This window comes from Pseudomonas saudimassiliensis, assembly GCF_000939975.1.
Lineage (GTDB): Bacteria > Pseudomonadota > Gammaproteobacteria > Pseudomonadales > Pseudomonadaceae > Halopseudomonas > Halopseudomonas saudimassiliensis.
This window is the reverse complement of the sequence record NZ_LK391969.1, coordinates 691148-705105: the sequence shown is the minus strand read 5'-3', so window position 1 is coordinate 705105 and position 13958 is coordinate 691148. Positions and strand designations below refer to the sequence as shown.

Annotated in this window: 9 protein-coding genes; all 9 read left to right on the top strand. The window is 64.1% G+C overall.

What is annotated here, in order from left to right:
- Window positions 1-193 precede the first annotated feature (193 nt).
- The 9 genes from nirB (at window position 194) to gspF (ending at window position 13958) form a co-directional block, all read left to right on the top strand.
- Window positions 194-2752 (top strand): nitrite reductase large subunit NirB, encoded by a 2559-nt coding sequence (nirB, locus tag VG99_RS03355; RefSeq protein WP_044498317.1) that lies wholly within the window; start codon window positions 194-196, stop codon window positions 2750-2752.
- Entirely contained in the window at window positions 2752-3156 is a 405-nt protein-coding gene (gene nirD, locus VG99_RS03350; protein ID WP_044498316.1) for a nitrite reductase small subunit NirD, read from the top strand. Before nirB ends, nirD begins: the two co-directional genes overlap by 1 nt.
- 23 nt (window positions 3157-3179) lie before the next feature.
- Entirely contained in the window at window positions 3180-4004 is an 825-nt protein-coding gene (locus tag VG99_RS03345; protein WP_044498315.1) for a formate/nitrite transporter family protein, read from the top strand.
- A complete protein-coding gene (locus VG99_RS03340) occupies window positions 4001-5779 on the top strand; it encodes a bifunctional protein-serine/threonine kinase/phosphatase (RefSeq protein WP_044498314.1) in 1779 nt (592 codons plus the stop codon). The genes VG99_RS03345 and VG99_RS03340 overlap by 4 nt, the downstream gene beginning before the upstream one ends.
- A 122-nt stretch (window positions 5780-5901) precedes the next feature.
- Window positions 5902-7998, top strand: coding sequence for a PhoX family protein (locus VG99_RS03335; protein ID WP_044498313.1), 2097 nt, complete (start codon window positions 5902-5904; stop codon window positions 7996-7998).
- A 321-nt stretch (window positions 7999-8319) separates the two neighbouring features.
- Complete coding sequence (gene gspC, locus VG99_RS03330) at window positions 8320-9171, top strand: type II secretion system protein GspC (RefSeq protein ID WP_052508682.1); 852 nt, start codon at window positions 8320-8322, stop codon at window positions 9169-9171.
- Window positions 9172-9178: 7 nt separating this feature from the next.
- Window positions 9179-11233: a type II secretion system secretin GspD gene (gene gspD / locus VG99_RS03325; RefSeq protein ID WP_076939719.1), complete on the top strand. Its 2055-nt coding sequence runs from the start codon at window positions 9179-9181 to the stop codon at window positions 11231-11233.
- Window positions 11230-12744, top strand: a complete 1515-nt coding sequence (gspE, locus tag VG99_RS03320; RefSeq protein ID WP_044498312.1) for a type II secretion system ATPase GspE — start codon at window positions 11230-11232, stop codon at window positions 12742-12744. The genes gspD and gspE overlap by 4 nt, the downstream gene beginning before the upstream one ends.
- A gap of 2 nt (window positions 12745-12746) precedes the next feature.
- A complete protein-coding gene (gspF, locus tag VG99_RS03315; protein ID WP_044498311.1) occupies window positions 12747-13958 on the top strand; it encodes a type II secretion system inner membrane protein GspF in 1212 nt (403 codons plus the stop codon).

Here is a 13958-nt window from a genome sequence, read left to right as displayed (position 1 = left end):
CGGCGGCCTGCCCTCTGATGGGTCAACCCTTCAGGGGAAACGCCTCCTGAAGACCGTCCCGCTCATTGCCGTTAGGGGCGCGCTGAGGCTTTGCACCGCGGTATTGCGCGTTATCGACCGGCTGCCCGGGAATCTGGCACGCCCCTTGCTCTGCTCTGCCTATATATCGGTTTGCAGCGAGTGGAGAGAGCTTATGAAGGGTGAGATCACGACAACCTACCGCAAGACATTGGTGGTGGTGGGTAACGGTATGGTCGGTCACCACTGCGTTGAGCAACTGGTGCAGTTGGGCGCCCTGTCGCGGTATGACATCCATGTGTTCGGCGAAGAGGGCCAGCGGGCCTATGACCGGGTGCACCTGTCCGAGTACTTCGGTGGCCGGGATGCCGAGTCGCTGGCGCTGGGTGAGACAGATCTTTACCAGCAGCCGGGCGTGCACCTGCACCTTGGCACGCCCGTGCTCAGTATCGACCGCGCCAACCGCCAGGTGGTCACCGCGGCGGGTTGCACCTCCTACGATCATCTGGTTCTGGCTACCGGTTCCTTCCCCTTCGTGCCGCCGATCGCTGGCGCCGAAGGTACCTCACGACTGGTCTACCGGACTCTGGCGGACCTGGATGCCATCCGCGCCGCAGCGGCGGGCGCCCGGCGGGGCGTGGTGGTGGGTGGCGGTCTGCTGGGCCTTGAAGCGGCCAATGCGTTGCGCTCGCTCGGGTTGGAAGCCCATGTGGTGGAGTTCGCACCGCGGTTGATGCCGGTGCAGCTGGACAGTGAAGGCGGTGCCGCCCTGCGGGCACGCATCGAGGCGCTGGGCGTGGCCGTACACCTGTCCCGTGCTACCAGCGAGATCAGCGCCGGCGCGGAGTATCGCTGGCGGATGAATTTCGCCGATGGCGAGTGTCTGGAAACCGACCTGGTGGTGTTCTCCGCCGGCATCCGCCCGCAGGACGCCCTGGCGCGTTCGGCAGAACTGGCGGTGGCCGAGCGGGGTGGGGTGGTGGTGGATAACTACTGTCTCACCAGCGACCCGGCCATCTACGCCATCGGCGAATGCGCCAGCTGGAACAATCAGGTGTTCGGGCTGGTAGCGCCGGGTTACCAGATGGCGCGCCTGGTCGCCGCCCGGCTGACCGACCAGGAATGCGAGCCCTTTACCGGGGCGGACATGTCCACCAAGCTCAAGCTGCTGGGAGTGGATGTGGGCTCCATCGGCGATGCCCAGGGCGCAACGCCGGGCTCGCGCAGTTATCGCTTCATCGACGAGGCGAACGCGGCCTACCGCCGGCTAGTGGTGTCGGCCGATGGGCAGCATGTGCTCGGAGCGGTGCTGGTAGGCGACAACAGTTATTACGACACCCTGCTGCAATATGCCCAGAACGGCATCAAGTTGCCGAAGGATCCGGCCAGTTTGATCCTGCCACAGAGCGAGGGCCGACCCACATTGGGTGTCGACGCGCTGCCGGATGCGGCGACGATCTGCTCCTGCCACAACGTCAGCAAGGGTGCGGTCTGCTGCCAGGTGGATGCTGGCGTGACCGACCTGGGCGAGCTTAAGGCCGCGACCCGGGCCGGTACCGGCTGCGGCGGCTGCAGCGCCCTGTTGAAACAGGTCTTCGAGCACGAGCTCAGCGCCCGCGGCGTGGAGGTAGAACGTAGCCTGTGCGAACACTTCAGCCATACCCGCCAGGAGCTGTACGGCATTATCCGCGTCGAAGGCATCACCCGTTTCGAGCAATTGCTCGCCCGCCATGGCAAGGGCGACCTGGGCTGCGATATCTGCAAACCGGTGGTGGGGTCGATTCTCGCTTCCTGCTGGAACGAGCCCGTAATGGATCCGGGGCTGGTTGCGCTGCAGGATACCAACGACACCTTCATGGCCAACATGCAGAAGAACGGTACCTACTCCGTGGTGCCGCGCATTGCCGGCGGCGAGATCACCCCGGAGAAGCTGATCGTGCTGGGCGAGGTGGCCCGCAAGTATGACCTTTACACCAAGATCACCGGCGGCCAGCGGATCGACCTGTTCGGCGCCCAGTTGCACGACCTGCCGGATATCTGGGGCGAGCTGATCGCTGCTGGCTTCGAGACCGGACATGCCTACGGCAAGTCCCTGCGCACCGTGAAGTCCTGTGTCGGCAGCACCTGGTGCCGTTACGGTGTGCAGGACAGTGTCGCCATGGCCCTGCGCCTGGAGAACCGCTACAAGGGCCTGCGCGCGCCGCACAAGATCAAGTTCGGCGTATCCGGCTGTACCCGCGAATGCGCCGAGGCCCAGAGCAAGGACATCGGCGTGATTGCCACCGACCGCGGGTGGAACCTCTACGTCGCCGGCAATGGCGGTATGCGGCCGCGTCACGCCGAACTCTTCGCCACCGATCTGGATGACGAGACCCTGGTGCGCTACATCGACCGCTTCCTGATGTTCTACATCCGTACTGCCGACCGCCTGCAGCGCACCTCAACCTGGCGGGAAAGCCTGGACGGCGGGCTCGAATACCTGCAACAGGTGGTCATCGAGGACAGCCTCGGCCTGGCCGCGGAGCTGGAAGCCCAGATGCAGCTGGTGGTGGACCGCTACGAATGCGAGTGGGCCAACGCCATCAACGACCCGGAAAAACTCAAGCGCTTTCGCACCTTCGTCAATGATGAGCGCGGTGATCCGGACATCCACTTCGTCAAGGAACGTGGGCAGCGCCGGCCGGCGCGTGCCGCAGAATTGAAACTCATCCCGGTAAGCGAGGAGGCACTCTGATGACCCAGGCACAGGCACTTTCCATCGATTCGACCCCGGCATCCGCCCGTTGGCACGGCCTCTGCCAGCGCCAGGATCTGGTCCCCAACTCCGGCGTGGTCGCCTGGTTTGCCGGCGCGCAGATCGCCCTGTTCTACCTGCCCCTGGCCGACGGGGGCGAGCGGGTATACGCCATTGAAAATCGCGATCCGCAGGCAGGGGCCAACGTGATCGGGCGCGGCATTGTCGGCAGCATCAAGGGCGCTGCGGTTGTTGCTTCACCTATCTACAAACAGCATTACCGGCTCGAAGATGGCCAGTGCCTGGAGTACCCCGACCAGGTGCTGCAGGTCTGGCCGGCCCGGCTCAATGGCGATCGCGTGGAGATTTTTGCCACCGGTAACCACGCCGCCGTGAACCTCTGATTCTCCTATAAGGAAACACCCCCATGTCCTATCTCGTTCCTGCGGAATTCGTCACCAAGATGGTCGACGCCGGTGAGTCCAAGTTGTTCATGTCCACCCGCGATACCCTGATCCGTGCCTACATGGCTGGCGCCATTCTGGCCCTGGCGGCGGTATTCGCCATCACCGTCACTATCCAGACCGGCTCACCATTGATCGGCGCGGCCTTTTTTCCGGTCGGTTTCATCATGCTCTACCTGATGGGCTTCGACCTGCTGACCGGTGTATTCATGCTCACGCCGCTGGCGCTGCTGGATCGACGGCCTGGCGTTACCGTGTCAGGCATCTTGCGCAACTGGGGCTGGGTGTTCCTCGGTAACTTCGCCGGCGCCCTGACCGTTGCGGTGATGATGGCCTTCGTCTTTACCTATGGCTTCTCTATCGACGGCGGCGAAGTGGGTGAACGTATCTCCCACATCGGCGAAAGTCGGACCTTGGGCTATGCCGAGTACGGCGCGGCGGGCTGGGCGACCATCTTCCTGCGCGGCATGCTGTGCAACTGGATGGTGTCCATGGGTGTGGTCGGTGCGATGATCTCCACTACCGTCAGCGGCAAGGCTATCGCCATGTGGATGCCGATCATGCTGTTCTTCTACATGGGCTTCGAGCACTCGGTGGTGAACATGTTTCTGTTCCCCTTCGGCATGATCATGGGCGGCGACTTCTCGGTCATGGACTACATGATCTGGAACGAAATTCCCACTGCGCTGGGCAACCTGGTGGGCGGCTTGGCCTTCACCGGGCTGACGCTGTACACCACCCACGTGCGCACCGCGCCCAAACGCACCCAAGTGCGCCAGGTGGCATGACATCTGCCGCCCAGGCCCGACCGGTGTCCGGTCGGGTCGCGCCAGGAGCGCGTCTGGATATCGCCCTCGGTCAGGCTTCTGACCGGGGGCGTAAGGCGGTAAATCAGGACTGCCATGGCGGCTGTGTGCCCGCAGAACCTCAGCTCAGCGCCAAGGGCGCCGTGGCGGTGCTGGCCGACGGCATCAGCAGCAGCGCGGTCAGCCATATCGCCAGCCAGACGGCAGTGGCGGGGTTCCTGGCGGATTACTACTGCACGCCGGATGCCTGGTCGGTGCGCAAATCGGCGCAGCGGGTACTGGCGGCCACCAATGCCTGGCTCCATGGCCAGACCCGGCGGGGCGCGCCTGGCCAGGACGCCGACCGGGGGTATGTGTGCACCTTCAGTGCGCTGATCATCAAATCCGCCACCGCCTACCTGTTCCATGTGGGCGATGCGCGCATCTACCGGCTGCGCGGCAGCGACCTTGAGCAACTGACCCGGGATCACCGTCTGCAGGTATCGGCCGAGCACAGCTATCTTGCCCGGGCCCTGGGGATCGGCCCCCATCTGGAGATCGACCATCTCACGCTCGGCATTGAGCGTGGCGATCTGTTTCTGCTGGCCACCGACGGCGTCCATGAATACCTTGATCCGCAGTGGCTCTATCCTTTGCTTGCCGAGCACCACAGCGATCTGGACGCCGCTGCCCAGCGCATCATCGAGCAGGCGCTGGCGCTGGGCAGCGCCGATAACCTGACGGTGCAGCTGGTGCGCATCGATAACCTGCCGCCGCTTGCCATGGCCGAACACAGTGGCAAGCTGGCGGACCTGCCGCCTGCGCCGCTGCTGGAAAGCCGCGCCGAGTTTGACGGTTTCACCGTGGAGCGCGAGCTGCATGCCAGCAGCCGCAGCCATGTATATCTGGTCACGGACAGGGAGTCCGGCAAACGGCTGGTGCTCAAGGTTCCCTCCACCGATCAGCGGCAGGATAGCCAGTATCTCGAGCGGCTCATGCTGGAGGAGTGGGTCGCCCGGCGGATCGACAGCCCCCATGTGGCCAAGGCCGAGCCGCTGCCGCGCCAGCGGCGTTATCTCTACAGCGTCAGCGAGCTCATCGAGGGCCAGACCCTGCATCAGTGGATGCTCGACCACCCGCAGCCGGACCTGCAACAGGTGCGTGATATCGTCGAGCAGATTGCCAAGGGGCTGAGGGCCTTTCAGCGGTTGGATATGCTGCACCAGGACCTGCGCCCGCAGAACATCATGATCGACCGGGCCGGGACGGTGAAGATCATCGATTTCGGCTCGGTGCAGGTCGCCGGTCTGGAGGAACTCGATGCTTCGGCATCGCCACCGCCCATGCTTGGTACCCTGCAGTACTCGGCGCCGGAATACTTCCTCGGTCTGGGTGGCTCCCCGCGGTCGGACCTGTTTTCCCTGGGCGTGATTACCTATCACATGCTGACCGGCAACCTCCCTTATGGTACCGAGCTGGCCAAGGCGACCACCCGTGCCGCTCAGCTGCGGCTCGGCTACCGCAGCGTGCAGGACTATCGTCCGGACCTGCCGGTCTGGCTGGACGAGGTGCTGAAAAGGGCAGTGCATCCCGATCCGCACAAGCGTTATGCGGCGTTGTCGGAGTTCACCTTCGACCTGCGCCAACCCGGCGGTGCGCGTTTGGCCGGGCCACGTCCGTCCTTGCTGGAGCGCAACCCGGTGGCCGTCTGGCAGGGCATTGCCCTGGGCCTGGCGGTGGCCCTGGTGCTGGCGCTCAGCCGCCTCGCTAGCGGCTGACATCAAGGCGCAATTATTGCGCCTTCTTTTCGTCTTCTAACCTTAACTCAACCGTCGCGCGGTTTTCATCTGCGGCTCTCATCCTCTAGCGATCATAAATAAGCCTGTAGAGGGAAGATCGGATGTCTGAGGAAATTCGCAACAATGTCATCGTCGTGGACAACGGCAATGGGGATGAGCCGCAGCAGGACTATTCTGGCAACAGACACTTCGCCAGTGTGCTGGAAGCGCGTCTGGCGCGGCGCACCCTGCTGAAGAGTACTGCGGGTGCCGCGGCGCTCGGGTTCATGAGTCTGGGCCTGGCTGGCTGCCTGAGCAGCGACAATGACGACGATGACGATCGTGCGCCGGGTGCCGGCGATGGTGGTGAAGCCGGCCCGCTGCTGGGCTTTACCGCAGTGCCGACCAGCGAGTCCGACGACATCGTGGTCCCCGAAGGTTACAGCTTCCAGGTCATCCTGCCCTGGGGCACGCCGATCCTCGGCTCCATGCCGCCCTTCGCCATCGACAATACCGGCGAAGAGCAGGCCATGCAGATGGGCTCGCACCACGACGGCATGCACTTCTTCCCGATCGAGGGCGAAGAACCCTTCGAAGGTAGCTCGGAGGAAGGCCTGCTGGTGATGAACCATGAGTACGTCGAGCCACGCTTCATGCACGCCGACCATATCGGCGTCGCCCTGGGCAGCGGCGCCATCGTCATGCGCGACGACGGCACCCGTGACCGCGACCAGGCACTCAAGGAAATCAACGCCCACGGCGTCTCGGTCGTGCATGTGCAAAAGCGCAGCGACAACCGCTGGGAACATGTGCAGAGCGATTACAACCGCCGCATCACCGGCCTGACCCCCATGGAACTGCATGGCCCGGTGCGCGGCAGCGATCTGGTCAAGACCAAGTACAGCCCGGACGGCACCGCCACCCGCGGCACGCTGAACAACTGCGCCATGGGTGTCACCCCATGGAATACCTATATGGCCGCCGAGGAAAACTGGGCTGGTTATTTCGGCAACCGCGACGAGACGCTGCCCCGCGAGCACCAGCGCTATGGCATCCGCGCCAGCGACAGCCGCTATCGCTGGGCCCTGGCCAATGGCGGCGGGGAAGAGTTTACCCGCTTCGATGCCACCAGTACCGGCGCATCCGCCACTGAGGACTACCGCAACGAGCCGAACTGCTTCGGCTGGATGGTCGAGATCGATCCCTTCGACCCCCAGAGCACACCGAAAAAGCGCACCAGTCTCGGCCGTTTTGGTCACGAGGGCGTGGTCTTCGCCCCGGCCGTGGACGGCCAGCCGGTGGTCTGCTATTCGGGTGACGACTCCACCAACGAGTTCATCTACAAGTTTGTCAGCGAGCAGCCCTTCCAGAAGGGCGTGACCGATGGTTCCATCCTGGATACCGGCACCCTGTACGTTGGCCGCTTCAATGATGACGGCACCGGTGACTGGCTGCCGCTGGTGCATGGCCAGAATGGCCTGACCGCGCCGGATTTTGTCGACCAGGCCGATGTGCTGGTCAATACCCGCCTGGCCGCCGGCATCGTCGGCGGTACGCCGATGGACCGCCCGGAGTGGGGCGCGGTCGACCCCAATAACGGCGATGTCTACTTCACCCTGACCAATAACAGCGGTCGCAGCGAAGCGAACGGCGCCAACCCGCGCACCCAGAACCGTCATGGGCATATCATTCGCTGGGCTGAGGCCGGCGGCGAACACGCCTCCACCACCTTTGAATGGGATATCTTCCTGTTCGGCGGTGATGCCGGGCAGAGTGGCCAGGGCAACCTGGCGGGTGCGGGCCCGGATGGCGCCGCCCTGACCGCCGACAATCTGCTGAGCTCGCCGGACGGCCTGTGGATCGACAAGGACAGCCGCGTATGGATCCAGACCGATATCGGTGAAGGCAGCCAGAACAACGGCGTATTCGAAGTGTTCGGCAACAACGCCATGCTCTGCGCTGATCCCCACACCGGCGAACTGCGCCGCTTCCTGACCGGCCCTATTGGCCAGGAAATTACCGGCGTGATCACCACCCCGGATCAGAAGACCATGTTCATCAACGTCCAGCATCCGGGCGCTACCACCTCCGCGGAGGAGTGGGCTGCGGGGCAGCGCTACGTGCGCAGCACCTGGCCGGACCGCAACCCGGTGCGGGTGCCGCCCCGTTCGGCCACGGTCGTTATCTGGAAGGATGACGGCGGCGTCATCGGCAGCTGACCATGGCAATAACCAACAGGGCCCGATCGGGCCCTGTTCTGCACCGTAACGGCGCCGCTGCGCGCCGCCTCTGCCCTGCATCAACTTCTCTGAACCGCCGCTTTCACCCAAACAGGTTATTGAGCAGCCTCTTGCCTGCCCGGTAGCGTGCTGTGCCTCTGATATGCAATTTAGGGGGTTGCCGGTGTGTGGCAAATTCGTGACAATCATCCGACTGAGACAGCAGTTCAGGGACATAACAATAAAACTGCAAAGAAAGATCGGTAGCCTCTGGCGCCTGATCTTGTGGCCTGTCGGCCACTGGCTTTGCCTGGAGAATGCATGCCACTGGTAGCCCGTTTCAATCTGGATGTTGTGGTCAGGTTTTCAACCTTCCTGTTGGTGGCTTTTTCTGCTGTTTTGCTGGGACGTTTGACCTGGGCCGTGCTCGAGCCCTCCAGCATCCTGCCGGCAGCTGCCGCCCCCGCCCATCTCAATCAACCCGCTGAGACGGCCTCCGCACGGGGCGGTTTTGCCGAGCTCGCCAGTCTCTCGGTATTCGGTACCGCTGCGTCCAAGGGTGGCAGCCGCACGGTGAACGCACCGGAAACCTCCCTAAGCTGGTCCCTCAAGGGCGTGCTGTCCAATCCCGACCCGAGCCGCAGCGCGGCTATCCTATCGCCGCAAGGGCAAGCCGAGAAACTGTACCGGGTGGGCGCCAGCCTGCCCGGGGACGTCACCCTGCAGGAAGTCCTGGCCGATCGGGTCATTCTCAATCGCGCTGGTCGGCTGGAAACCCTGCGGCTCAAGCGCCATGACACGGCCGGCGCGTCTGCCGGCAGTCGCCGAGCCCCAGCCTTACCCACCTCCGGAGCTGCCGATGGCGGCTCGCCGCGCATCGATCGCGATGCCTGGGTGGACAATCCCCAGCGTTTTCTTGATGTCATCAGTGCCAACCCGGTCATGCAGGATGGCGCGCTGTACGGGCTGGAAGTCAGTCCGGCGCGCAACGCCCGGGAATTTGAAGCAGCCGGGCTGGTGGCTGGGGATGTGATCACCGAGGTCAATGGCAGCCCGGTAGCCGATATCAAGGATTACCGTGACTTGCTCAAGGAGCTGGCGGATGCCAGCTCGGTATCAGTGTCTCTGGAGCGTAACGGAGAGCCAATGAACATTACGATTAGCATGGACTGAGACCAGGATGCCCAAGTTGTTTGCAAAGAACCGCTTTACCCTGCCGCTGGCCTTGAGCCTGAGTCTGATGAGCGCGGCTACCCTGGCCCAGGCGCCGGTTGAACGGACCGGGGACGAGCTGGTGCTGAACCTGCGCGATGCCGATATCAATGGTCTGATCGAGATCGTCAGCCAGGAGACCGGCATCAATTTCATTGTCGACCCGCGGGTACGTGGGCAGGTCAACGTGGTATCCGGCCAGGCCATCAAGCGCGACGAACTCTACGACCTGTTTCTAGGGGTGCTGAAGTCCTATGGTTTCGCCGCCGTTACCGGGGCGGAGGGGACGGTGCGCATTCTGCCCGAGGTGCAGGCCAAGGAAAACGAAGTCGGCACCCTGGAGCACAGCAGTCGTGGCGACGAGTTCATCACCCACGTGATCAGCGTACGCCATCTGGACGCCAGCCAGCTGGTACGCATTCTGCGCCCGTTGGTGCCCAAGGGCGGCCACCTGGCCGCGGCGGCGGAATCAAACTCGCTGGTGATTGCCGATACCGCCGCCAACGTGCGGCGGATCGAAGGCCTGATCCAGCGTATCGATCAGGAGTCCATCGAGGATTTCGAGGTCATTCCGTTGGAACACGCCTCGGCCCTGGACCTGGTGCGGATAGCCGAAGGGCTGCAAAGCTCCTCACCCGAAGAAAACGCGACCAAACGCGTGCGCATCATCGCCGATGAGCGTACCAATACTGTGGTGCTGCTGGGCGATCCCCAGCGGCGCCTGGCCTACCGGGCGATGATTCGCCAGCTGGATGTGGAGGGCGATGAGGGCAATACCCAGGTGCATTACCTGCGCTACGCCAAGGCCGAGGATGTCGCCGAGGTGCTGCGGGGCATCGCCGAGGGCCGGGATGTGGACAACGGCGTGACCGGCGGTACGTCATCCTCCTCCGGCAGTGGTACTTCCTCCGGCTCCTACGGCTACGGCAACCAGGATTCCCGGGTGCGTATCCAGGCCCACGACAGTACCAACTCGGTAGTCATCTACGGGCCGGCCGAGCTGACCCGGGAAATGTCGCAGATCATCCGCCAGCTGGATATCCGCCGCGCCCAGGTGCTGGTCGAGGCGGTCATTGCCGAAGTGTCCTACGACCGCGCCAAGGAGCTGGGCGTCCAGTGGGGCTTTGCCAACGATGGGGCGGGTGTCGGCGTCATCAACTTCGCCCGCGGCGGCGGTGGCATCCTCAACCTCGCGGCGGGCCTCAACGGCTATCTGGAAGGGGACATCACCACGCCGCCCTCGCTGGCCGATGGCGCCACCCTGGGTGGTGTCGGTACGATCGGCAGTACCCAGATCGGCCTGCTGATCAACGCCCTGCAGGGCGACAGTTCGAGCAATATCCTGTCCACGCCGAGCCTGCTGACCCTGGACAACGAAGAAGCCGAAATCGTCGTTGGTCAGAACGTGCCCTTCATCGTCGGTCGCTCGGTGGAAAACTCCGGCCAAGCCTTCGATACTATCCAGCGCGAGGATGTGGGTATCAAGCTGCGGATCCGGCCCCAGATCAACGAAGGTAATGCGGTGCGCCTGGAAATTGCCCAGGAAGTGTCGCAGATTGCCCCCGGCGCCAGCGGCGCGGCTGACCTGATTACCAACAAGCGCAGCCTCAATACCCATGTCATGGTTGATGACAACCAACTGATCGTACTGGGCGGGCTGATCGACGACCAGATGGTGGAGACCCGCGACAAGGTGCCCCTGCTGGGTGATGTGCCGGGCCTGGGGCGGTTGTTCCGCTACGACACGGCCAGTGTGGAGAAGCGCAATCTCATGGTGTTCCTGCGGCCGGTAATCGTGCGTGACACTGCGGTGGCGGAGAGCCTCACCCACGCCAAATACAGCTTCATACGCGACCAGCAGCTCAAGGAGCAGGGCCGTAACGACAGCCTGCTGCCGCGTCGGGACATGCCGGTGCTGCCAGACTGGAACTACCTGCTGACGCTGCCACCACCCTTTGAAAATGCCAGCCAGGCCAGCCTGTCGGTCAGGCAGCCCATACCTGCGCCGCCGGGGGCGAGATGACGGCCCCGGCGGATCTCAGCGCCGTGCTGCCCGAGGCGGGCGTGCAGACCGAGACCGATTACCGGTTTGCCCGCCGGTTCGGCGTGCTGCCCGGCCAATTGCGCGACCGGCAGCTGGATGTCTATGTTCGCGCCGACTGCGATCCCCAGGCGCTGTTGGAACTGCGCCGGCTGGCCGGCCACCCGCTGCGGCCGATCGTGCTGGATGATGACGCCTTCGCGGCGCGCCTGCGTGATCGCTACGAGCGCTCGGCCAACGATGCCATGCAGTTTGTCGAAGGTCTGGGCGAAGACGCCGACCTGATGTCGGTGGCCCAATCCCTGGCCGAGCCGGAGGACCTGCTCGAATCCCAGGACGAGGCGCCGATCATCCGCCTGATCAACGCGTTGCTGTCGGAGGCGGTGAAGGAGAACGCCTCGGATATTCATATCGAGCCCTTCGAGAATCGCCTGTCGATCCGCCTGCGCGTCGATGGAGTGCTGCGCGAGGTACTGGAGCCGCCCCGGGCACTGGCGCCGGTCATCGTGTCGCGGATCAAGGTGATGGCCAAGCTGGATATCGCCGAAAAACGCCTGCCCCAGGACGGCCGGATTGGCTTGCGCCTGGTCGGCCGGGCGGTGGATGTGCGGGTATCGACGCTGCCATCCGGGCATGGCGAACGGGTGGTGCTGCGCTTGCTGGACAAGCAGGCGGGGCGGTTGGAACTGCGCCACCTGGGCATGTGTGACGAGCATTATCAGGCGATGGAGCGGGTGATCAGCCGGCCCCACGGTATCGTGCTGGTGACCGGGCCCACCGGCTCGGGCAAGACCACTACCTTGTATTCGGCACTGATGCGCCTGAATGACCGCAGCCGCAATATCCTGACGGTGGAAGACCCGATCGAGTATTACCTCGACGGTATCGGCCAGACCCAGATCAACACCAAGGTCGACATGACCTTCGCCCGCGGCCTGCGCGCAATCCTGCGCCAGGATCCGGACGTGGTCATGGTGGGTGAGATCCGTGACGTGGAGACGGTGCAGATTGCCATCCAGGCGAGCCTTACCGGTCACCTGGTGTTCTCTACGCTGCACACCAATACCGCCGTCGGGGCGATCACCCGACTGCGGGACATGGGCATCGAGCCTTTCCTGTTGTCCTCCACGCTCAATGGCGTGCTGGCCCAGCGGCTGGTGCGCACCCTGTGCCCCGACTGTCGCAAACCCCACACGGCCACCCCCAGTGAGTGCCGTCTGCTGGGCGTCGAACCTGCGGCCGCGCCGACCCTGTACAGTCCGGTGGGTTGCCCGCTATGCAATGGGGGCGGCTACCGGGGGCGGACCGGCATCTATGAATTGATCGAGATTGACGACACGCTGCGTAGCCTGATCCATGACGGTGCCAGCGAGCAGGCCATGGTGCGCCATGCGCGGCTGGCACAGATGGGCATCCGCCAGGATGGCCTGCGCCGCGTGCTGGCCGGCGACACCACGCTGGAAGAAGTACTGCGCGTCACCCGGGAGGACTGAGCATGCCGGCTTTCGAATACGTCGCGCTGGACCAGGCCGGGCGGACCCGCAAGGGGGTGGAGGAGGGCGATTCCTCCCGGCAGGTACGTGGGCGCCTGCGTGAGCAGGGTCTGATGCCCATGTCGGTCAATGAGGTGGCCGAAAAGTCGTCGTTGCTGCGCATGCCGTTGATGCAGCGCCGGATCAAGCCCCTGGAGTTGTCCCTGGCAACCCGCCAGATGGCAACCCTGGCGCGGGCCGGCATGCCGATCGAGGAGGTGCTCGGTACCGTGGCCCGGCAGAGCGAGTCGCCCAAGGTCAAGGCCACCCTGGCGGCCGTGCGCACCCGGGTGATGGAAGGTCTGCCGCTGGCCCATGCCATGGGCGAATTCCCCTCGGTATTCCCCGCCATCTACCGCACGACCATCGCCGCGGGCGAGCAGGCCGGGCGCATGGATGTGGTGCTAGAGCGGCTGGCAGATAACGTCGAGGCGCAGAACGCCATGCGGCAGAAGATCCAGCTCGCCATGTTCTACCCGGCGATTCTCACGGTAGTGGCGCTGCTCGTGGTGGTGGCCCTGCTGGCGTACGTGGTGCCGGAGGTGGTGCAGGTGTTTGCCGGCATGAACCAGCAATTGCCCACCCTGACCCGGGCACTGATCGCCACCAGCGACGCGGTACGGCACTGGGGCTGGCTCATGGTGCTGGTGATCGTCGGCGGAATCACCCTGACCCGCCAAATACTCAAACGTCCAGCGGCGCGCTATCGCTGGGACCAGGGCCTGCTCCGGCTGCCGCTGATCGGGCGACTGATCCGCGGGCTGAATACTGCCCGTTTTGCTCGCACCTTGAACATCCTGGCTGGCAGTGGCGTGCCGCTGCTGGAGGCACTGAACATGAGCGCCAGCGTCATCAGCAACACGCCCATGCGCGACGCGGTCAGTGACGCGGCCAAGCGGGTCCGTGAAGGCGCCGGGGTAGGGCATTCGCTCGAGCGCAGCGGCTACTTCCCGCCGATGACCCTAAGCCTGATCAAGAGTGGCGAAAGCAGCGGCACCCTGGACAAGATGCTCGAACGTGCCGCGGAAACCCAGGAACGGGAACTCGAAGCACGCATCGCCATGGTCATGGGTGTGTTCGAACCCTTGCTGATCCTGGCAATGGGGGGCGTGGTACTGATTATCGTACTGGCCATCCTGTTGCCCATCTTTGAACTCAACCAACTGGTCAATTGA